Annotated in this window: 19 protein-coding genes, 1 tRNA gene and 2 pseudogenes; 10 read left to right on the plus strand and 12 right to left on the minus strand. The window is 45.5% G+C overall.

What is annotated here, in order from left to right; all coding sequences use genetic code 11:
- Window positions 1-1,115, minus strand: a pseudogene (locus F6K57_RS26080) (hypothetical protein); the annotation flags it as partial.
- A 527-nt stretch (window positions 1,116-1,642) separates the two neighbouring features.
- Here F6K57_RS26080 and F6K57_RS26085 point away from each other — a divergent pair.
- Together F6K57_RS26085 and F6K57_RS26090 are read left to right on the plus strand one after the other, a co-directional pair.
- Entirely contained in the window at window positions 1,643-5,635 is a 3,993-nt protein-coding gene (locus F6K57_RS26085; RefSeq protein ID WP_293071457.1) for a magnesium chelatase subunit H, read from the plus strand.
- A 531-nt stretch (window positions 5,636-6,166) separates the two neighbouring features.
- Window positions 6,167-6,421 (plus strand): hypothetical protein, encoded by a 255-nt coding sequence (locus F6K57_RS26090; protein ID WP_293023148.1) that lies wholly within the window; start codon window positions 6,167-6,169, stop codon window positions 6,419-6,421.
- Between the two features lie 351 nt (window positions 6,422-6,772).
- Here F6K57_RS26090 and F6K57_RS26095 read toward each other — a convergent pair whose 3' ends face one another.
- Together F6K57_RS26095 and F6K57_RS26100 are read right to left on the minus strand one after the other, a co-directional pair.
- Window positions 6,773-7,069, minus strand: coding sequence for a hypothetical protein (locus F6K57_RS26095; RefSeq protein ID WP_293071458.1), 297 nt, complete (start codon window positions 7,067-7,069; stop codon window positions 6,773-6,775).
- Between the two features lie 27 nt (window positions 7,070-7,096).
- The gene (locus F6K57_RS26100) at window positions 7,097-7,294 is read right to left on the minus strand and encodes a hypothetical protein (protein WP_293071459.1); all 198 of its coding nucleotides are present in this window, start codon (window positions 7,292-7,294) and stop codon (window positions 7,097-7,099) included.
- A 120-nt stretch (window positions 7,295-7,414) separates the two neighbouring features.
- Between F6K57_RS26100 and F6K57_RS26105 the strand changes: the two genes are divergently transcribed.
- Window positions 7,415-7,987, plus strand: a complete 573-nt coding sequence (locus F6K57_RS26105; RefSeq protein ID WP_293071460.1) for a Uma2 family endonuclease — start codon at window positions 7,415-7,417, stop codon at window positions 7,985-7,987.
- Between the two features lie 14 nt (window positions 7,988-8,001).
- Here the strand turns inward: F6K57_RS26105 and F6K57_RS26110 are convergent, their stop codons facing one another.
- The 3 genes from F6K57_RS26110 to F6K57_RS26120 all read right to left on the minus strand — a co-directional run bounded on the left by F6K57_RS26110 (window position 8,002) and on the right by F6K57_RS26120 (window position 10,008).
- A complete protein-coding gene (locus F6K57_RS26110; RefSeq protein ID WP_293071470.1) occupies window positions 8,002-8,682 on the minus strand; it encodes a Uma2 family endonuclease in 681 nt (226 codons plus the stop codon).
- Between the two features lie 235 nt (window positions 8,683-8,917).
- Window positions 8,918-9,751, minus strand: coding sequence for a Uma2 family endonuclease (locus tag F6K57_RS26115; protein ID WP_293071461.1), 834 nt, complete (start codon window positions 9,749-9,751; stop codon window positions 8,918-8,920).
- Between the two features lie 98 nt (window positions 9,752-9,849).
- Window positions 9,850-10,008, minus strand: coding sequence for a hypothetical protein (locus F6K57_RS26120; protein ID WP_293071462.1), 159 nt, complete (start codon window positions 10,006-10,008; stop codon window positions 9,850-9,852).
- Window positions 10,009-10,298: 290 nt separating this feature from the next.
- Between F6K57_RS26120 and F6K57_RS26125 the strand changes: the two genes are divergently transcribed.
- Window positions 10,299-10,871: a Uma2 family endonuclease gene (locus F6K57_RS26125; protein ID WP_293047888.1), complete on the plus strand. Its 573-nt coding sequence runs from the start codon at window positions 10,299-10,301 to the stop codon at window positions 10,869-10,871.
- Between the two features lie 342 nt (window positions 10,872-11,213).
- On the opposite strand, the gene F6K57_RS26130 is transcribed toward F6K57_RS26125, so the two are convergent.
- Complete coding sequence (locus F6K57_RS26130; RefSeq protein ID WP_198954250.1) at window positions 11,214-11,366, minus strand: hypothetical protein; 153 nt, start codon at window positions 11,364-11,366, stop codon at window positions 11,214-11,216.
- A 51-nt stretch (window positions 11,367-11,417) separates the two neighbouring features.
- On the opposite strand from F6K57_RS26130, the gene F6K57_RS26135 reads away from it, so the two are divergent.
- Window positions 11,418-13,253 (plus strand): aspartate kinase, encoded by a 1,836-nt coding sequence (locus F6K57_RS26135; RefSeq protein ID WP_293071463.1) that lies wholly within the window; start codon window positions 11,418-11,420, stop codon window positions 13,251-13,253.
- Window positions 13,254-13,257: 4 nt separating this feature from the next.
- Here the strand turns inward: F6K57_RS26135 and F6K57_RS26140 are convergent, their stop codons facing one another.
- The 3 genes and pseudogenes from F6K57_RS26140 to F6K57_RS26150 form a co-directional block, all read right to left on the minus strand.
- Complete coding sequence (locus tag F6K57_RS26140) at window positions 13,258-13,626, minus strand: hypothetical protein (RefSeq protein WP_293071464.1); 369 nt, start codon at window positions 13,624-13,626, stop codon at window positions 13,258-13,260.
- Between the two features lie 46 nt (window positions 13,627-13,672).
- Window positions 13,673-14,257 (minus strand): biopolymer transporter ExbD, encoded by a 585-nt coding sequence (locus tag F6K57_RS26145; RefSeq protein ID WP_293023180.1) that lies wholly within the window; start codon window positions 14,255-14,257, stop codon window positions 13,673-13,675.
- Between the two features lie 45 nt (window positions 14,258-14,302).
- A pseudogene (locus F6K57_RS26150) lies at window positions 14,303-14,911 on the minus strand (MotA/TolQ/ExbB proton channel family protein); the annotation flags it as partial.
- Between the two features lie 353 nt (window positions 14,912-15,264).
- Here F6K57_RS26150 and F6K57_RS26155 point away from each other — a divergent pair.
- Both F6K57_RS26155 and F6K57_RS26160 read left to right on the plus strand, forming a co-directional pair.
- Window positions 15,265-15,750, plus strand: coding sequence for a hypothetical protein (locus F6K57_RS26155; RefSeq protein WP_293071465.1), 486 nt, complete (start codon window positions 15,265-15,267; stop codon window positions 15,748-15,750).
- A 159-nt stretch (window positions 15,751-15,909) separates the two neighbouring features.
- Window positions 15,910-16,206, plus strand: coding sequence for a YkvA family protein (locus tag F6K57_RS26160; RefSeq protein WP_075897075.1), 297 nt, complete (start codon window positions 15,910-15,912; stop codon window positions 16,204-16,206).
- 33 nt (window positions 16,207-16,239) lie between these two features.
- Here the strand turns inward: F6K57_RS26160 and F6K57_RS26165 are convergent, their stop codons facing one another.
- Both F6K57_RS26165 and F6K57_RS26170 read right to left on the minus strand, forming a co-directional pair.
- Window positions 16,240-16,416 carry a hypothetical protein gene (locus tag F6K57_RS26165; RefSeq protein ID WP_293071466.1) on the minus strand — a complete coding sequence of 59 codons (177 nt, stop codon included), beginning with the start codon at window positions 16,414-16,416 and terminating at the stop codon, window positions 16,240-16,242.
- A gap of 47 nt (window positions 16,417-16,463) precedes the next feature.
- Window positions 16,464-16,536, minus strand: a tRNA-His gene (locus F6K57_RS26170).
- A gap of 249 nt (window positions 16,537-16,785) precedes the next feature.
- Here F6K57_RS26170 and F6K57_RS26175 point away from each other — a divergent pair.
- From F6K57_RS26175 to F6K57_RS26185, 3 genes are all read left to right on the plus strand, one after another.
- Entirely contained in the window at window positions 16,786-17,172 is a 387-nt protein-coding gene (locus F6K57_RS26175; protein ID WP_293071467.1) for a DUF4359 domain-containing protein, read from the plus strand.
- A gap of 13 nt (window positions 17,173-17,185) precedes the next feature.
- Window positions 17,186-18,055: a sugar kinase gene (locus F6K57_RS26180; protein WP_293071468.1), complete on the plus strand. Its 870-nt coding sequence runs from the start codon at window positions 17,186-17,188 to the stop codon at window positions 18,053-18,055.
- Between the two features lie 86 nt (window positions 18,056-18,141).
- Entirely contained in the window at window positions 18,142-19,251 is a 1,110-nt protein-coding gene (locus F6K57_RS26185) for an alpha/beta fold hydrolase (RefSeq protein WP_293071469.1), read from the plus strand.
- Window positions 19,252-19,519: the final 268 nt, after the last annotated feature.

Consider the following 19,519-nt stretch of genomic DNA (forward strand, 5'->3'; position numbering starts at 1 on the left):
AGGTTAGCTGGTTGAAGGTTAGCTGGTTGAAGGTTAGCTGGTTGAAGGTTAGCTGGTTGAAGGTTAGCTGGTTGAAGGTTAGCTGGTTGAAGGTTAGCTGGTTGAAGGTTAGCTGGTTGAAGGTTAGGAGGTTGTTCGCCTTTGGCGTTCCGGTAGGGTAGGTTATCGGAGTTTGAACCTGTAACTTGTAACCCGTTAACCTGTAACCCGTTAACTTGTAACCCGTTAACCTGTAACCCGTTAACTTGTAACCCCTTAACCTGTAACCCTGGATTAATCACCGAGTCGTTATCAACTTTATATATAAGTTGTGCCTCTGACCATCCTGTCTTGTTAATAATGGGATTGTGATCACGATTGGCAAATTTGGCTAATGTTTTGAGATCTATGGTAGGAGCAACGGGAATCACAAAGCGAGTTTGGGGTCTAGCCCTATGAATGTGTTCAGCGATCGCTAAAGACAAAGGCACTCCCTGAGCTAGTTTGGCTGGTTTTGACCCCGGTAATAGTGCGATCACTTCAGTGGAATGTTCAAGGGTATCTTCCGTTAAACTTGCAATCTGAGAACCTGTAACCTTCAACCCCTGAGTAACCTGTAACTCCTGATTAACCTGAGAACCTGCAACCTGTAACCCCTTATTAACCTGTAACCCTCTAATCTCTGCCATTAAATCCCCCACTATGGTGAATTTGTGGGCATAGTTCTTAGGCACTTGAGCGATAATATCGGGTTTCATCACGCCAAAGTGGTCAATCCAGCGGTACCAACGAGCATCCCACTCGGCATAGACAACACTGCGATACCCTAAGCGCTTACTAATCACTACTGGGAAAAATTGGTCTCCCCCTAGGAATAGAACAACCCCTTTTGGATGCCAGTCCCAGTTTTCCGCTGTCTTGCCCCACAACAAGAATGGCAAAAAATCCTCTGCTGCCTGAACCCGGTCTACTTCTGGGTAGGATTTTGCGATCGCATCTTCTTTGCCCGTGGCATGAGGGCAAGGAGATAGCACTACCGATATCCGGAGTAATGAACGGTCATTCCCTAGAGTTTGCCGCAATGCCTTCACCACTGGTCGCACCCAGGTGGTCAACTCTCCTGGGCCATTGGACATAACTAAAATATCTGCTGCTGGCACTCTTCCCCACTCCTGATTATGACTATGTGGCTTTACTCAAGGCAAAGATTACTAAATCAGGACTTACTCCGTAAGCCCTTAAAATCTTAAGTAATAATTAAGGAGGAACGATAAGTAATAGTTTTATCAATCGATAAATTTTCCTTATATATACAACTAAGCTGACTTTTGTCAATGATTTTTATTGTTTATTTTTTTTAAGGTAAGCTGATTTAGTACTTCAGTAATTGTTAAGTAATTTTACAAAAATCAGTAATTTTTATATCGAATTGTATCAGATAACGGCTGAAACTCCCTGAAAGTATACGTTTTTTGATAGAAACTCTTTAGTTGGCAAAACAAAACCATCCCAACCAAGAGTGAGTGGTCACTGGTAGAGACGTTAGATAGCACATCTGTCAATAAAATCTAAATACGATCAAAACTATCAAAGGTGATCAGCCACTTACCGCCACTCAAGGTAAGGCACAGATAACGAATAATCAGGAAGGAGACCTAGCCGCATGTTCACTCACGTCAAGTCCACCATTAGACACATCACCCCGGAAGCCTTGAATGGGCGTCATTTGCTGAAGGTGGTCTATGTCGTGCTAGAACCGCAGTACCAAAGTGCATTATCAGCTGCTGTTCGCTCAATTAATCAAAATCAACCAGATATCGCTATTGAAATCAGCGGCTACCTCATTGAGGAACTCCGTGACCCAGAAAACTATGAAGACTTCCAACGGGATATAGCAGAAGCGAATATCTTTATCGCGTCACTAATTTTCATAGAAGACTTGGCCGAGAAGGTAGTAGCCGCTGTACAACCCAATCGCGATCGCTTGGATGCCGCAGTCGTATTTCCATCAATGCCGAAAGTGATGCGCCTGAATAAATTAGGTAGCTTCTCCATGGCCAATTTGGGGCAATCCAAGAGTGCGATCGCACAATTCATGCGTAAGCGCAAGAAAAAATCTGGGTCTTCCTTCCAAGACAGTATGCTCAAGCTGTTGCAGACCTTACCGAAAGTCCTGAAGTATATGCCCATGGACAAAGCTCAGGATGCTCGCAACTTCATGCTCAGTTTCCAGTATTGGCTAGGGGGGTCTTCTGATAACCTGGAAAACTTCTTGCTGATGCTAGCAGATAAGTATGTATTTAAGCGCGAGAAGAAAAACAGCGAAACCTCTGTCCAATTCAAAGACCCAGTGGTTTACCCAGATATGGGGGTTTGGCATCCTCTAGCACCGGAAATGTTTGAAGATGTCAAGGAATACCTGAACTGGCATAGTAGCCGTCAAGATATCTCAACAGACTTAAAAGACCCTCTTGCTCCCTGTATTGGTTTAGTCCTGCAACGCACTCACCTAGTGACAGGGGATGATGCCCATTATGTAGCCATGGTGCAGGAACTCGAAGCCATGGGAGCAAGGGTGATTCCCATCTTTGCTGGTGGTCTGGATTTCTCTAAACCTGTAGATACCTATTTTTCTGAGGAACATGGCAAAACCGTAGTCCCCTTAGTGGATGCTGTGGTATCTCTAACCGGCTTTGCTTTAGTAGGAGGTCCAGCACGGCAAGACCATCCCAAAGCTATTGAATCCTTAAAACGCCTCAATCGCCCGTATATGGTTACACTTCCCTTAGTCTTCCAAACTACGGAAGAGTGGGAAGATAGTGAATTGGGACTGCACCCGATTCAAGTAGCATTGCAAATTGCCATTCCAGAGCTGGATGGTGCCATTGAACCAATTATCCTATCCGGACGGGATGGCGCAACTGGAAAATCCATTGCGTTACAGGACCGGATTGAATCAGTAGCCCGACGGGTGATGAAATGGGCGAATTTGCGCCGTAAGCCCAAGCTTGAGAAGAAAATTGCGATCACAGTCTTTAGCTTTCCCCCAGATAAAGGCAATGTTGGGTCAGCGGCCTATCTTGATGTATTTGGTTCCATCTATAAAGTGATGGAAGCCCTAAACAACAATGGTTATGATGTCCAAGACTTGCCGGAATCTGCTGAGGCACTGATGCAAGAGGTGATCCATGATGCCCAAGCTCAGTACGCTAGTCCAGAATTGAATATTGCTCACCGGATGTCGGTGATGGAGTATGAACGGTTTACTCCCTACTCCACTCGCTTAGAGGAAAACTGGGGACCACCACCAGGAAATCTTAATAGTGATGGACAAAACTTGTTAATCTACGGCAAGCACTTCGGGAAGGTATTCATTGGAGTACAACCTACCTTTGGGTATGAAGGAGACCCAATGCTACTGTTGTTCTCCCGTTCCGCAAGTCCTCACCATGGCTTTGCTGCCTATTACACCTATTTAGAACAAATCTGGCAAGCGGATGCTGTGCTGCACTTTGGAACTCATGGGTCTCTAGAATTTATGCCAGGGAAACAGATGGGGATGTCTGGAGACTGTTATCCAGATAATTTAATTGGTTCTATTCCTAATCTGTACTACTATGCTGCCAATAATCCTAGTGAAGCAACCATTGCCAAGCGCCGCAGCTACGCTGAAACCATATCCTATCTGACTCCACCGGCAGAAAATGCTGGATTATATAAGGGGTTAAAGGAACTCAGTGAGTTAATTGGGTCTTATCAAACTCTCAAAGATACTGGGCGCGGTGTTCCCATTGTTAACACCATTATGGATAAGTGCCGCTTGGTGAATCTTGATCAAGATATTGCCTTGCCCGACCAAGATGCTAAGGAGCTGAGTGCGGAAGAACGGGATACCTTGGTCGGTCAGGTGTACCGCCGCTTGATGGAAATTGAGTCAAGGTTGTTACCCTGTGGGTTGCATGTGATTGGTAAGCCACCAACCGCAGAAGAAGCGATCGCAACTCTAGTCAATATTGCTAACTTAGACCGTAGCGAAGACGAAATCATCGGTTTACCCCGGATTATTGCTAACAGTATTGAGCGAGAGATTGATGAAATTTACAGCAACAATGACCAAGGCATCTTAGCTGATGTGGAATTGTTGCAAGATATCACCCAAGCTACCCGTGCTGCTGTTAGTGCTATGGTTCAAGCTCAAATCGACAGCGATGGACGAGTCTCTAAAGTCTCTAAACTCAACTTCCTCAACCTTGGTAAAAAAGCACCTTGGCTAGAAGCTTTGCACAATCTAGGATATACCAAAGTAGATTCCGAAGCGATCAAGCCTCTGTTTGACTATCTGGAATTCTGTTTACAGCAGATAGTAGCAGACAACGAATTAGGAGCAATGCTCCAAGCCTTAGATGGGGAATATGTGCTGCCAGGTCCTGGTGGTGACCCGATCCGAAATCCCGATGTGCTACCGACCGGTAAGAATATTCACGCCCTCGACCCCCAATCCATTCCCACCCTAGCAGCAGTGAAATCTGCCAAAATCGTAGTAGACCGACTGTTGGCACGGCAAAAGCGAGATAATGATGGGGCTTGGCCAGAAACCATTGCCTGTGTGCTATGGGGTACCGATAATATTAAGACCTACGGGGAATCCCTAGCCCAAATTCTATGGATGGTCGGGGTTAAGCCAGTGCCCGATGCCTTGGGACGGGTGAATAAATTAGAACTAATTCCCTTAGAAGAGTTAGGTCGTCCTCGGATTGATGTGGTAGTAAACTGTTCCGGTGTCTTCCGGGATTTGTTCATCAATCAGATGAATTTACTCGACCAAGGGGTGAAAATGGCCGCAGAAGCCGATGAACCCCTGGAAATGAATTTTGTGCGGAAACACAGTTTGCAACAAGCTCAAGAGATGGGGATTAATCTACGGCAAGCTGCGACTCGGGTATTCTCCAATGCGTCTGGTTCCTATGCCTCCAATGTTAATTTAGCTGTGGAAAACAGCACCTGGGAAGAAGAAGCCGAGTTACAGAATATGTATCTCAGTCGCAAATCCTTTGCTTTCTCTTCCGATAACCCAGGCACCATGGCACAGAGTCAGAAGATTTTTGAGTCCGCCTTGAAAACTGCTGATGTTACCTTCCAGAATCTTGATTCATCGGAAATTAGCCTTACTGATGTTTCTCATTACTTTGATTCTGACCCCACTAAGGTAGTAGCCAACTTGCGCAACGATGGTAAGAAACCAACTGCTTACATTGCTGATACTACTACTGCTAATGCTCAGGTTCGCACCCTATCAGAAACCGTCCGTTTAGATGCCCGGACTAAGTTACTTAATCCCAAGTGGTACGAGGGCATGTTGAATCATGGCTATGAAGGGGTCCGTGAACTTTCCAAACGCTTAGTGAATACTATGGGTTGGAGTGCAACGGCTGATGCAGTAGATAACTGGGTTTATGAAGATGTGAATACTACCTTTATCCAGGATGAAGAAATGCGTCAGCGGTTAATGAATTTGAATCCCAATTCCTTCCGTAAAGTAGTCTCTACCTTATTGGAAGTTAATGGCCGTGGCTATTGGGAAACTAGTGAAAGTAATTTACAGCTGTTGCGCGAATTGTATCAGGAGGTTGAAGATAGGATTGAAGGAATAGAATAGGAGTATTTGCTATAGCGGTTTTCAATTCAGTGAGGTGCAAAATTTAGGGAATAGGGAATAGGGAACAGGGAATAGTGAATCATATTCCCCCCTTATTAAAGTCCCCCCCTTATTAAGGGGGGTTAGGGGGGATCCCTACTCAAGGCAAACTGTACCTAATAATTATGGAGAAAGCTATAGTCACAATCTAGCAATTATATATCCCATAAGGTACCTATTATCCCCCTTTGGTCCCCCTTAATCCCCTCAAATTGATCCCCCGTTGGTCCCCCTTAATAAGGGGGACTTTGAGGTGGAAAAGCGTACCTGATAACTGCGAGAAAAGAGTAGCTTTTTCGAGACGTTCAATAGAGCGTCTCTAATTTTTAGGGCTTACGAATTTGCCCCCTAAATCCCCCAATTCTGGGGGACTTTAACTCAACTTAGCGGTGGGCGAAATTTGCTGTAAAAAAAATTTCTAAAAACCCTTGACAACTACAATTATAATAGTTATGATTATCATATACTAACAACAAGCAAAAGGTGACCATTATGGATTCCGAATTTCGCCCAAACCCAGAGACTAATCCCGAGGATATAACTCCTAGTAATAATCCTCAAGAATCCTTTCCAAAAAAATACCCGGTTCAGCATATTTTGAAGGGGTCTCGCAAGGCCATAATCAACACCATGCATACTCTCCATGTAGTGGGTTATGCGGAAATTGTCGAGTGGACTCCTCTGCAGCCGACGGGACTTCCTGGAGAATTTATTACGATGATGACGAAATACTTAACTCTGGGTTAAGCTATTAACTTGCTGGGGGGCAAAGCCCCCTGGCAAAACCATCGGGTTTGCTCCCATGGGAGCATGTCTGGAATGGTGCGAAATCTGAATTACATAAGGTTAGTAAACAGCTAGAGAAAATGTCGCAGAGTCTACCAAAAAATCTTACTGCTTATTTGTTAGACTTAAATTAGGGTAACACCGACAGGGATTATTATGTAACTTAAATTAAAGCCGAAAACCAAGGGTTTAATAGTTGCGCTCTCTATCCCGGTGGAACCAACTTTGTTGACATTTTTATGGCGCTCGTGGGATATTCCTGAGAGCTTTGGGAGATACCCCCTGGATGTGAAAGCATCTTGCATTGGCGGGCTAAAGTTTATCTTGGTAGACTTTGGTAGCTAAAAAGTATCGGTTCATCTGGCCGTGGATAGTATTTCTGCGGCTATTTTTTTTGTAAGGGAGTAGGGAGTAGGGAGTAGGGAGTAGGGAGTAGGGAGTAGGGAGTAAGGAGTAGGGAGTAGGGAGTAGGGAGTAGGGAGTAGGGAGTAGGGAGTAGGGAGTAGGGAAATGCGATCGCATAAGCGCGGAAGCTGAGGCCATAGGCCACGCTTTGCGTTCGCGTAGCGTCGGCTTTGCCGAAACGCTTCCGGAGCGTAGCGTGACCAAAGGTCAATCGCATTTCCTGACTTTATTTTACTGTTTGGTTATATGTTTTTTTATTTGGGCTGGGTAGTGATGAGGCGTTCGCATAAGCGCGGAAGCTGAGGCCATAGGCCACGCTTTGCGTTCGCGTAGCGTCGGCTTTGCCGAAACGCTTCCGGAGCGTAGCGTGACCATTCGCGTTCGCGCAGCTTGGCCTATGGCCAAGCGTGGCCCAAAGGCCAAGGTCAATCACTAAAACAACTCTATAGCGTCAAGTATAATTATCTATACTTATAATCTACAGTCAAGTTTCTTCTCCCTACTCCCTACTCCCGACTCCCGACTCCCGACTCCCTTTCCTAAACAATCATGACTTCCTTAACCCTTGATTTCCAATCAATTAACCTTACCGACGAGCAATTTTTCCAGCTTTGTCAAGACAACCATGATTTAAAATTTGAACGCAATGCTAATGGAGATTTAATTATTATGTCACCTACTGGCGGCAGCACAGGAAACCGTAATCTAGAAATAGGCTACCAACTTCAAGGCTGGAGCCGTCAAAACAAGTTGGGAATTGCTTTCGATTCTTCCACTGGTTTTAAACTCCCCAATGGTGCCGACCGTTCTCCGGATGCATCTTGGATACCATTACAAAGCTGGAATAGTTTAACTCCTCAACAGCAAGAGAAATTTTTGCCCCTATGTCCTGACTTTGTGATTGAATTACGTTCTCCTAGTGATACCTTAACAGCAATTCGAAAAAAAATGGAAGAATACCGAGACAATGGCACTCGTTTAGGTTGGTTGATTAATCGCAAAGAGCGACAAGTCGAAATTTATCGACCAAGTAAAGAGGTTGAAGTTTTAGAGTCTCCCACTCGTTTATCGGGAGAAGAAGTTTTGCCTGGTTTTGTGCTGTATCTTGATTTAATTTGGTGAAAGCTTAAAAGCAGTCAAAGCTCAAAATCCTCTGGATCTATCCCTTTCGCTTTCAATTGTTCCAGCAATGATTGCATACGACTTCTTTCTTGATCTAGAGCTTTCTCCGCTTGCTCTTTGAGTTCAACAATTTCCAAATAGCTCGCAAACCGCTCACCATTAGGATAATACAGTACCAATTCTGACTCTACTAACTCAAAGGTAATTCCTAAACGGGGACTAACCCAAGCATGCATCTGGGGGATTGGTTCTAAGGTTTCTCCTGAACGCAACCAGCCTTTTAGTGTTGTCCGATTTGGATCATAGATATAGTACTCTTCTACTTTATGGTTTTGGTAAAACTTGAGTTTATCCTCTTCTAATTCTTTGATAGTGTTTGTGTGTGAGGCTATTTCAAAAACTACCTGGGGATTAATGTTATCTTCAACCCAAGTTTTGTAAGAACGCCGATGCCCTTTCGGTCTACCGATCACCACCATCACATCCGGTGCTTGGTTAATTTTTGGTTGTCCTTCTACTGGATACCACAACAAATCTCCCGCTACAAGCACATTGGGGTCATCTTTAAATCTAAGGTCTAGGCCAGACTTAATGGTAGTAATTAGTTCAAATTGAAGAGTATTGTCCGCCAAAGGTTTGCCGTCACTTTCGGGATAAAAACTATCATCAGTAGTTGGCTGTAGCTGCTGAACCATTGTAAAACGTTTACCTGAGCTGATAATGAAGAATAGGGAGCAGGGAATCGGGAATCGGGAATCGGGAAAATCGAGCAACTCGTTCCAATTTATTGATGATAAACTCAGTGCATCTCCTACCTTTTGGTGGTGCGTTACGGGGCTACTGGCTACGACCTTGAATATCATGGCAATCCCTCCCCTAACGCACCCTACACCTGACTTCTGACTTCTAACTTCTGACTTGCGCGTAGCGCTATACTTGATCAGGATCTACTCCCATAGCTCGTAAACGAGCAGCCAGTTGCTCAGCTCGTTGTTGAGCTTGAGCTGCTTCTTGTTGAGCTTGGGTAGCTTGTTGTTGAGCTTGGATAGCTTGTTGTTGAGCTTGGGTAGCTTGTTGTTGAGCTTGAGCTGCTTGTTGTTGAGCTTGAGCTGCTTGTTGTTGAGCTTGCACTGCTATTTCTTCAGCAGTAGGTAGCACAATTCCCTCTAAAGTAGCCCAACGTAACCAAGTAGTATCAACATTATTTTTATAGACCCCTTGCCAACGGACTAAGGCTAATCCTAACCTTTCGCTAATTAGTCGTCCTTCTTCATCTTCAGTTAAAGGCTGATAGACGCCATTGTGCAACCTAAATCCGGCAAAATCCTCTGGATTAAACGGGTCGTACCAAAAATATTCTGGTACTCTGACTTGGTCTTGATAAACTACTTTTTTAGTAGTTTTATCCGTGTTAGCTGTACTGTCAGAAATTAGCTCAATAATCACATCAGGTGCTTTACCTTCTTCCCAAACTACCCAACTTAGTCGTTCGGCTTTGGGAACTCCAAGCACTACAAATACATCCGGACCTCGAAAATCTTGATTCTTAATTTGTTCTGTACTGAAATAAAGAAACATATTACCCCCAAAATAGCCATCCTCCCGCTGGGCTAACCAAGGGTATAACGGGTCAGTCAGCAATTCCATCTGAAGTTTATGTCGTTCCGTTTCCATGGGAATACCGTCATCACAAGGAAGTTCATATTGAGTTGGCGGTATAGGAGGAGTATTAGGCACAACAGCAGAGGTCATAGTTTTAGACATAGTGGTGGTATTTCCTACTCAAATTTAACGCCTATCGCTAAGGTATCGTTGAAACTCGCCAAAAAACCCAGCCGTTGGTTCTGTCTTTTTTGACCAAACTATGGTATTGGAGTTGCTACACTATAGCGGTTTTCAATTTGGTGAGGTACAACTTTTAGGGAACAGGGAACAGGGAACAGGGAACAGGGAGCAGGGAGCAGGGAGCAGGGAGCAGGGAGCAGGGAGCAGGGAGTAGGAAGCAGAGGGACTTTTGGCAACTTTACACAAGTTAATACTGTGAGGTTTATTTTTGTCCAGGTACCTACACTAGCTATTCTATTAGTAGTCAATTTTTAGAGGACAACATCGGAATAGTTTAGGGTCGCAAAGGTCAATCGCTAAAACAATTCTATAGCGTTAATTATAATTATAAAATACACTTAGGTTTCTACTCCCTACTCCCTACTCCCTACTCCCTACTCCCTACTCCCTACTCCCTACTCCCTACTCCCTACTCCCTACTCCCTACTCCCTACTCCCTACTCCCCACTCCCTTTCCTAAACAATCATGAGCACTTTAACCCTTGATCTCCAATCAATTAACCTTACCGACGAGCAATTTTTCCAGCTTTGTCAAGACAACGACGATTTAAAATTTGAACGCAATGCTAATGGAGATTTAATTATTATGTCACCTACTGGCGGCAGCACAGGAAACCGTAATCTAGAAATAGGCTACCAACTTCAAGCCTGGAGTCGTCAAAACAAGTTGGGAATTGCTTTCGATTCTTCCACTGGTTTTAAACTCCCCAATGGAGCAGACCGTTCTCCCGATGCTTCTTGGATACCCTTAGCACGCTGGAATAGTTTAACTCCTCAACAGCAAGAGAAATTTTTGCCCCTATGTCCTGACTTTGTGATTGAGTTACGTTCTCCTAGTGATCCCATAACAGCAATTCGAAAAAAAATGGAAGAATACCGAGACAATGGCACTCGTTTAGGTTGGTTGATTAATCGTAAAGAGCGACAATTGGAAATTTATCGACCAAGTAGAGATGTTGAAGTTTTAGAGTCTCCCAGTAGTTTATCGGGAGAAGAAGTTTTGCCTGGTTTTGTGTTGTATCTTGATTTAATTTGGTGAAGGTTTCTAAGCAGTCAGCGGTCAGCGGTCAGTAGTCAGCGGTCAGCGGTCAGCGGTCAGCTATCTTGCTTTAAACCTGTATGGTCTTTTTTTTTATGTCCAATAAAACTCCGGATATCTTTTGCATTTTGCCTCTTGCCTCTTGCATTTTTCGGCAATCGATGACTTGACAACCCAGATACAAAAGCTGATTGCTGAAAGCTGATTGCTGAAAGCTGAATGCTTCCCTAGAAACAAGAGACTGAAAAAATTTTTGTTTGTTGACAATTATTGATGATTTTGTTAACGTATCCAGGGAATTACGATGTAAGCAGTCAGTAGTCAGCGGTCAGCTTATTTTATTCAAAAGCACCGATAAGTAGCGTGGCGACAAGCCTTTGGCTGTGCCCGTAGCCCATCAGCTGATACCTGACGGCTAATAGCTGATAGCTGATAGCTGATAGCTGACGGCTGATAGCTGACGGCTGATAGCTGATAGCTTACATTACGATTCACTCAATCCTGGAAACGGGAGTCAAACAAAAAAACAAATAGTGGAATAAGCTTATGGCGCTAGTTGTCCAAAAATACGGTGGTACCTCGGTGGGCTCTGTGGAACGCATACAAGCCGTTGCCCAGCGAATTCTCAAAACAGTCCAACAAAACAATTCCGTGGTAGTGGTGGTGTCCGCTATGGGTAAGACTACCGATGGTTTGGTACAACTAGCGAAAGCCATATCCCCTAATCCCTGTCGTCGGGAAATGGATATGCTGCTATCCACCGGTGAGCAAGTGTCCATTGCTCTATTATCCATGGCCCTACAGGAATTAGAGCAACCAGCTATTTCCCTCACTGGCGCTCAAGTGGGTATTGTAACAGAAGCTAAGCACAGTAGCGCTAGGATTCTGCAAATCGAAACCCAGCGATTGGAGCGATGTTTGAACGACGGGAAAGTTGTAGTCGTTGCTGGTTTCCAGGGCATCACCAGCACTGATGAATTAGAAATCACTACCCTAGGTCGGGGTGGCTCTGATACTTCAGCCGTAGCCCTAGCCGCAGCACTGGGGGCATCTCGGTGTGAAATTTATACCGATGTACCGGGGATATTAACCACTGACCCCCGGATCGTACCGGATGCTCAACTGATGCCAGAAATTACCGCTGATGAAATGCTGGAATTAGCTAGCTTAGGGGCAAAAGTCCTCCATCCCCGTGCCGTAGAAATTGCACGCAACTATGGCTTAACCTTAGTAGTCCTATCCAGCTGGAGCGATGAACCTGGCACTAGGGTAATTTCCCCAAGCTCTCCCCCCCGTTCCTTAGAGGGGTTAGAAATTGCTCGACCAGTCAATAGCGTAGAATATGACACCGACCAGGCAAAAATAGCCCTATTACGAGTGCCCGATTCCCCTGGTGTAGCAGCACGGTTGTTTGGTGAAATTGCAGTTCAAGACCTAGATGTAGATTTGATTATCCAGTCCATTCACGAACAGAATACTAATGATATTGCCTTTACCGTCAATACCCCTATGATCAATCGAGCGGAAGCAGTAGCCGAAGCCATTGCTCCCGCCCTGCGTCGCCAAACCACCCCCGATACCCAAGAAGCAGAAGTAATGGTCGGTAGGGATATTGCTAAAGTCTCGATCACTGGAGCAGGGATGATTGGACGTCCTGGGGTTGCAGCTCAGATGTTCCAGGCTTTAGCCCATGCCGGTGTCAACATTGAGATGATTTCCACCTCCGAAATCAAAGTCAGCTGTGTGATTGATGCCCTCGAATGCGATCGCGCGATCGCGGCCTTGTGTAACTGTTTCGATATCAACAATACCCCCATTCATCTACCCATTCGAGATCAAGCAGCAGATAGTGACCACTCCAGCGAGATCACCCATCCCCCCGTTCGAGGTGTAGCCCTAGACATCAAGCAAGCCCGTCTAGCCATTCGTCAAATTCCCGATCGTCCAGGCATGGCAGCCAAGATATTTGGAACCTTGGCAGAGCACAATATTAGTATTGATATGATTATCCAGTCCCAACGCTGTCGAATCATTAATGGAATTGCCACCAGGGATCTTGCCTTCACAGTACCTCAAGCCGAAGCAGAAATGGCTCAGAAAGCCCTACAACAGATCGCACCAGTGATTGGGTGTAGTGAAATTCTCCTGGATGCCGATATTGCCAAAGTCAGTATTGTCGGTGCTGGCATGGTTGGACAACCAGGGATCGCAGCACAAATGTTTGCTGCCCTAGCTTCGGAACAAATCAATATTCAAATGATTGCCACCTCAGAAATTAAGATTAGCTGTGTTGTTGCCCAAGACCAAGGAGTGCGAGCATTGCAAGCTATTCATAAAGCCTTTGGTCTTGCTGGAAGCCAAAAAATCGAGGTTCCAGCTTAGGACTCTAGAGAGGGGGGAGTGTGGGAAGATAGGGGGATAGGGAGATAGGGAGATAGGGAGATAGGGAGATAGGGGGATAGGGAGATAGGGGGATAGGGAGATAGGGAGATAGGGGGATAGGGGGATAGGGAGATAGGGGGATAGGGAGATAGGGAGATAGGGGGATAAACCAAAATTTCCTTTCTTGATGCAGTCGCTCATGGGGGTTCCCCCCACTCGCGCTTTGCATCAAGACAATGACTAACAATTCGTGATTCGGATATGAGGGGATGTTTCGATAAATAGGCGCGAAAATCCTGACTATTTGCCTAAAATTCTCCCCATCTCCCCATCTCCCCATCTCCCCATTTCCCCACTCTCCCCATCTCCCCATCTCCCCATCTCCCCATCTCCCCATCTCCCCACACTTACCAACAACCTTATTTATTTCCAGGCAAGAACTTTAATATGTCATTAAGAGCATCAGAGGAGTTGTTTCCAGGGGAGTTAAACTTAGGGACACCTGTTCCCGATGGCAGGGAAGGAATAAAGTCAATGGATTGACCTGAGGATCCCGGTAGAGTAGCTAGGGCTACGCGATCGCCTCCCACTTGTCGTAGCACATCCAATACCTGAACGACCTCGTTGTAACTAGCCTCCTTGGCAGCATAAAGAGCCATCAACCCATAAGGATTGGTTTGACGATATGCCTGCAGTTTCTTTTTGAACTGCTCTTGGGTTACCACTGGCTCCTGTTCAACGTAGAGTTGACCAAATTCATTAAGGCTAACCATTAAGATTTCCCGTCCTTGAGCCTTAGCAGTACTTGCCTTAGGCAAATCCACGCTCAGGGCTTGCTGGCGAGATAAAGTAACAGCTGCCAAAATGAAAAAGGTCAGAATACAAAAAATCACATCAATCAGGGGAACAATCTCAACCCGAACCTCTTCCGGCGAGCTATCCATTCGCAGTCTTAGAGGACGGACTGCCATGGGGGAAGGAGCTGAATCCTTTTTTTTCGTCATAAATTTTTCCTGTGACTAAGAGCTTTCTTCTTGTTGTAACCAATCTTGTCGATAAAGCAATTCCAACTCGCTTCCAGCTTTGCGGAACACTTTAACTTGGTTAAACCAAAAAGCCTGAAATAGTCGATAGAAAGCCAGACTGATAATCGCCACAATCAAACCTGTAGCTGTGCTAATCAGTGATTCTCCAATCCCCTGAGTCACCCCATCGGTGGAAGCTGTGCCAAGGTCACTAATGCGAATGGAACCCAATGAGTTAATCAAGCCCAACACTGTACCAAGTAATCCCAACAGTGGTGCTAGAGCAATCACAGCTTCCAGGAGTTTGTCTCCCCGTCGCATAGCAGCTAATTCATCATCCGCAGCCGACTCTAGAGCCAGTCGGAATACTTCTGGGTCAGGATTATTCAGTCGTAAAGGAGCATACAAATATCTACCGATGGGTTGTCGGCGTGACTCTAGGGCAATCTGTCTAGCAACATGCCAGCTACCAGCTGCTGCCTCTAGAACACGATTAACAATTATGCCTTCCCTCAACGCTATAGTTGCCCAAAACCAGATCCGTTCAAAGATTGTACCCATAGTCAGGATCGATAGAGCCAACAGAGGCCACATGGCGATCCCACCTTTTGCAATAAGTTCGACAATATCCACGACTTGCCCTTACTTCCAAATAACTCAGTGGTTTATCAATCTTCTATTGATTTTCAACCACTTGCCAAGAAACTGATCCTATTCTCCACGAGTTAACTGATTAGGTCAGGAAATTTACACTTGGACTTTAGCATATCCGGTACAGAGTGTCTTAGGTAGTGCGGGGAGTGTGGGGAGAAACGGGAGATGGGGAGATGGGGAGATGGGGAGATGGGGAGAAACGGGAGATGGGGAGATGGGGAGATGGGGAGATGGGGAGATGGGGAGATGGGGAAGAATTTCATTTCCATGGGGCTAAGGTCTGATCACGATAAGCAAATTCGATATTAGGTAAAGCCTCAATTTTTGGTTTCATGGTGGAATGGGCATCTTGCCCGTTTCATGGTGGAATGGGCATCTTGCCCGTTTCATGGTGGAATGGGCATCTTGCCCGTTTCATGGTGGAATGGGCATCTTGCCCGTTTCATGGTGGAATGGGCATCTTGCCCGTTTCATGGTGGAATGGGCATCTTGCCCGTTTCATGGTGGAATGGGCATCTTGCCCGTTTCATGGTGGAATGGGCATCTTGCCCGTTTCATGGTGGAATGGGCATCTTGCCCGTTTCAACTGCCTAAATTCTAGTAAAAACTCTAATCAAACGGGTGGTTATCCCCATAGTCGGTTTCTGGAAGAATCTGGCACTATAAATAGTAGCTATAGAGTATTGAGTCCTGTCTTGATGCAGTCGCTCATGGGGGGAACCCCCGCAGGTCGGCGCTGCATCGCTGTTTGGTACGTCAGAGCCGGAGACTTCCCCAATCCGGTCTATAGGCAAAACCGCTTGTGCGGTTGCTTCTAATCCGGAGAAATCTTAACAAGAGGTGCGCTTGGGGATAACGAGTTTGGCTGGTCTCGGCTTATGAGCATTTAAAACCAGTCGTTTAAACCATTAGTTGGAGGTGTGGCTTTCCTACCCACGCAACTTGGTATGGGATGAGGTATTCAGCCGCAAATTTTGATGAACAATCCAATTCAATCTTTTTACAACTGGTATCGCAACACTATCCGCCATTCCAAGTACCGCTGGTGGATCATCTTGGGAACCCTAGTTTACTTTCTTAGCCCCATTGATATTTCCCCAGACTTTATTCCCATCATTGGGCAAATTGATGATATCGCAGTTATAACCCTGCTCGTTTCAGAGCTGTCTCAGTGGCTAATTGACTTTGCCAAAGCCCGCCAAAGCGAAAAGATTGCCAATGACTCTCAAGACCCTGAAGTCAAGACTGTGGATGTAGACTCTATTGGTGTCTAGTTAAGCGTCTTGAGAGGATTTAGGCAGAAGTGATTATGTGAATCTACTTCTGCATTTTTTTGGCATTGCTGAATCTTCGCGCTGAATAGGAGTAGAGTGGGCATTCTGCCCGCCCGGAAATGAAACGGGCAAGATGCCCATTCCACAGGCGGCTCCCCGTTCTACCAAGATGCCGGAAAGTTGAAACAGCCAAGATGCCCATTCCACCAATATGCCAGGAAGGATACGGGCAAGATGCCCATTCCACGGACTTTTAGGGCGAACGACGGGACTCGAACCCGCGAGTGGTGGAACCACAATCCACTGCCTTAACCACTTGGCTACGCTCGCCATAATCTTACCGTTGTTTATTATAGCATCTTATTTGTTGGTTTATCAACAATCTATAAAATTTTGATGGTAATTACTCAGTCAGTCAGGAATGAATAGAGTCCTGAGGTTTGCTGACCATGGCGGCAATTGTCTTGCCCTGAGGGATTTCCATCAAACATGCAAGACGTTACCACCATTTTGCAGTTAACCTGGAACTCGAAGGCTTGATAGGCATCGTAATATATAATATATCGTTAAAAAATTCAGATGAAGATTTCACAGGTTGTCACCGCTTTTGGAACTATAGTACTTGCGGTGGTGGGAGGCTCAATGGTGGTGACCAATCCTGGACAAGCTACCTATGAAGATTATGCGGTTGAGCAACTGAGCAAGTATCTAAAAGAAGAAGTTTGTCCCCAAGCACCGGAAACCCTAGGCAGTTTCCTGCGCCGTCAGTGTACCATACTGGTGGATACAGGACGACCCCAAATTAAGCAAGTTGTTGCCCAGACCACAAAGCGAGAAAATTTTTTGCTCTTTAGTATTTACCGCACTGACCTGGATGTTGGTACGCTGATCCCTTCATACTCTTTTGAAACTGTAGGGATCTGTCAACAATTTTACCTTTACAAGGCTGATGAAAAATCATACTAAGGGTAGTTGTTAGATGGCGAGCACTGGTCTTTTTGTGGGGATGGTTACCTTAGACCTGGTATACCTCAGCACCAACCTACCAAGCAGCAATGAAAAAATAACTGCTTCTGACTATACAGTAGCGGCTGGGGGACCAGCAACGAATGCAGCAGTAACGTTTAGCTATCTAGGGAATCTAGCTAAAATTCTCGGTTTGGTGGGAATTAATCCGATTACTCAGCTAATTCGCAGCGATTTGACCAGTCATGGCGTAATCATCGCTGACCTTGATCCAGCTAACCCCCAACCACCACCAGTATCTTCGATCATTGTTACGGAATCCACAGGCGATCGCGCAGTTATTTCGATTAATGCTACTAAAATCCAAGCCAGCAGTACACAAATACCTCAGGATTTAGACTTGATGGTGGATGTGGTGCTCATTGATGGTCATCAGATGGTGGTTAGTAATGCGATCGCAAAATTTGCCAAAACTCATCATATCCCTGTAGTCATGGATGGCGGTAGCTGGAAGCCAGGATTTGAAACAATTTTGCCCTATGTTGATTACGCCATTTGCTCAGCCAATTTCTATCCACCAGGGTGCTCTGACCAAGAAGAGGTGATGGCTTATCTCCTAGACGCTGGGATTCCTCACATTGCCATTACCCAAGGAGAAAAACCAATTCAGTATCGCAGCTTAGGAGTGTCCGGTGAAGTAACCGTACCCCAGATTCAAGCAGTAGATACTTTGGGAGCTGGGGATGTGTTTCACGGTGCCTTCTGTCACTATATTCTACAGAAAGAGTTTACTGATGCCCTAGCCGCAGCAGCAAAGGTAGCTACCAATTCCTGTCAGTTTTTTGGGACTCGTCGGTGGATGGAAAAAGATATTGAAAATTAGAGCAACAAAGGGTTGTCTGCCCACAGCGATAGAGAACTAGGAGGGCTTATACTCCGATGTGTAATTACAAATAGGCACGAAACCTGATGCAAGACTACCAAGCTCCCTGGTACCTAAGAAATGGCTTATTCCAAAGTATTGCTACCACTTACTGGTACGGCACGACCTGGAGTTGGTGGGGGGAAAGAGTACCTTGGCTTTCCCATTTGCCCCTGATTCCCTGGCAGGAACACATCTTCACTGGTGCGGATCAGGTACCGTTGCGCGGATTGTGGAGTTGTCCTGACAATGCCAAAGGTACCCTGATTGTTAACTATGCCCTTACAGGGGATGTCGATAGTGGTTGGTATAGTCGTACCCTTGCTCGTAAAGCCTACAGCAATGGTTGGGCAGTGTTAATTTATGATTGGCGCAGTAACGGACGCAGTGCACAACTATCCCCAGTCCCATCTTCTGACGGTTGGCGAGAAGGGGAAGATCAGTTGCAGCTAGCCATGCAATTAGTAAAGATGGGTTGCCCAGAACCTGTCGGTTTGGTGGGCTTTTCCATGGGGGGACAGTTGGCATTGTGGGGACTTAAGGCCGCAGTTGAAAACAATTGTTCTCTGGTCAGGTTTGGAGCAGTTTTGGCTCCTAATCTGGAATCGAATCGCTCCATAGATTATTTGCTATCTACGCCAATGGGACGTTTGATCGAACAGAGGTTCACTCATAAACTCAGGAAAACAGCTCAACAACGGTTAGAAAACTTTCCTGAGGCTGTCAAACCTGGTGTAGTGGAGTGCATTAAATCAATGCGGAGCTTTGACCAGTATATGGTGATTGATTACTACGGGTTTGCTAGCGTTAATGAATACTATCAGAAGACTAGTGGACTTTACCTGTTGGACAGCTTAGCTTTGCCCTATTTGATCATCTATGCTGCGGATGACCCGATTTTTGATCCTACTATTATTCCAGAATTGGAAGAGCGCACGAGTAGTAATCCCTATGCCAACTTGATTTTAACTCCCCAAGGGGGTCATGTGGCTCACATTAGTACAGGCAAAGGTGATGTGGATGAATTTTGGGGTTTGAATCGGCTTTTGGAATTTTGTGATGGTCAATTAATTCCTGGCAATCCTGAGAGGTTGTCTGAGAAGTATTATTTGCTACATCCAAGCCCCCTAAATCCCCCAATTTTGGGGGACTTTTAGAAGCAAATTGACTCTTGTTCCCCCCAAAGTTGGGGGGCTAGGGGGGCAAAATTCAGTATCAAAAAACTTTTCAGATATCCTCTGAATCACGTTAAGCTAAACATGACCAGTTGGATTTTTGAGTCGCTATTATCAATTTTCTATGGGTACAATTACCAAAGTCGTTGTTTATTCCCTGGGACTTTTCTTTTTCTGTACTACCCCAGTTTTTGCTCAACATACTCAACATAATAGTTCAACTGCCACTAGCCAGCAACAACAGATAGAA

This window comes from Moorena sp. SIO4A5 (genome assembly GCF_010672005.1).
In the GTDB taxonomy this organism is placed as follows: domain Bacteria; phylum Cyanobacteriota; class Cyanobacteriia; order Cyanobacteriales; family Coleofasciculaceae; genus Moorena.

Bases quoted from the DNA above. Each gene is read 5' to 3' on its own strand.
- F6K57_RS26085 (WP_293071457.1), top strand. From the start codon at position 1,643: ATGTTCACTCACGTCAAGTCCACCATTAGACACATCACCCCGGAAGCC.
- F6K57_RS26090 (WP_293023148.1), top strand. From the start codon at position 6,167: ATGGATTCCGAATTTCGCCCAAACCCAGAGACTAATCCCGAGGATATA.
- F6K57_RS26105 (WP_293071460.1), top strand. From the start codon at position 7,415: ATGACTTCCTTAACCCTTGATTTCCAATCAATTAACCTTACCGACGAG.
- F6K57_RS26110 (WP_293071470.1), bottom strand. From the start codon at position 8,682: ATGGTTCAGCAGCTACAGCCAACTACTGATGATAGTTTTTATCCCGAA.
- F6K57_RS26115 (WP_293071461.1), bottom strand. From the start codon at position 9,751: ATGTCTAAAACTATGACCTCTGCTGTTGTGCCTAATACTCCTCCTATA.
- F6K57_RS26125 (WP_293047888.1), top strand. From the start codon at position 10,299: ATGAGCACTTTAACCCTTGATCTCCAATCAATTAACCTTACCGACGAG.
- F6K57_RS26135 (WP_293071463.1), top strand. From the start codon at position 11,418: ATGGCGCTAGTTGTCCAAAAATACGGTGGTACCTCGGTGGGCTCTGTG.
- F6K57_RS26140 (WP_293071464.1), bottom strand. From the start codon at position 13,626: ATGGGGAGATGGGGAGAGTGGGGAAATGGGGAGATGGGGAGATGGGGA.
- F6K57_RS26145 (WP_293023180.1), bottom strand. From the start codon at position 14,257: ATGACGAAAAAAAAGGATTCAGCTCCTTCCCCCATGGCAGTCCGTCCT.
- F6K57_RS26155 (WP_293071465.1), top strand. From the start codon at position 15,265: ATGGTGGAATGGGCATCTTGCCCGTTTCATGGTGGAATGGGCATCTTG.
- F6K57_RS26160 (WP_075897075.1), top strand. From the start codon at position 15,910: ATGAACAATCCAATTCAATCTTTTTACAACTGGTATCGCAACACTATC.
- F6K57_RS26175 (WP_293071467.1), top strand. From the start codon at position 16,786: ATGAAGATTTCACAGGTTGTCACCGCTTTTGGAACTATAGTACTTGCG.
- F6K57_RS26180 (WP_293071468.1), top strand. From the start codon at position 17,186: ATGGCGAGCACTGGTCTTTTTGTGGGGATGGTTACCTTAGACCTGGTA.
- F6K57_RS26185 (WP_293071469.1), top strand. From the start codon at position 18,142: ATGCAAGACTACCAAGCTCCCTGGTACCTAAGAAATGGCTTATTCCAA.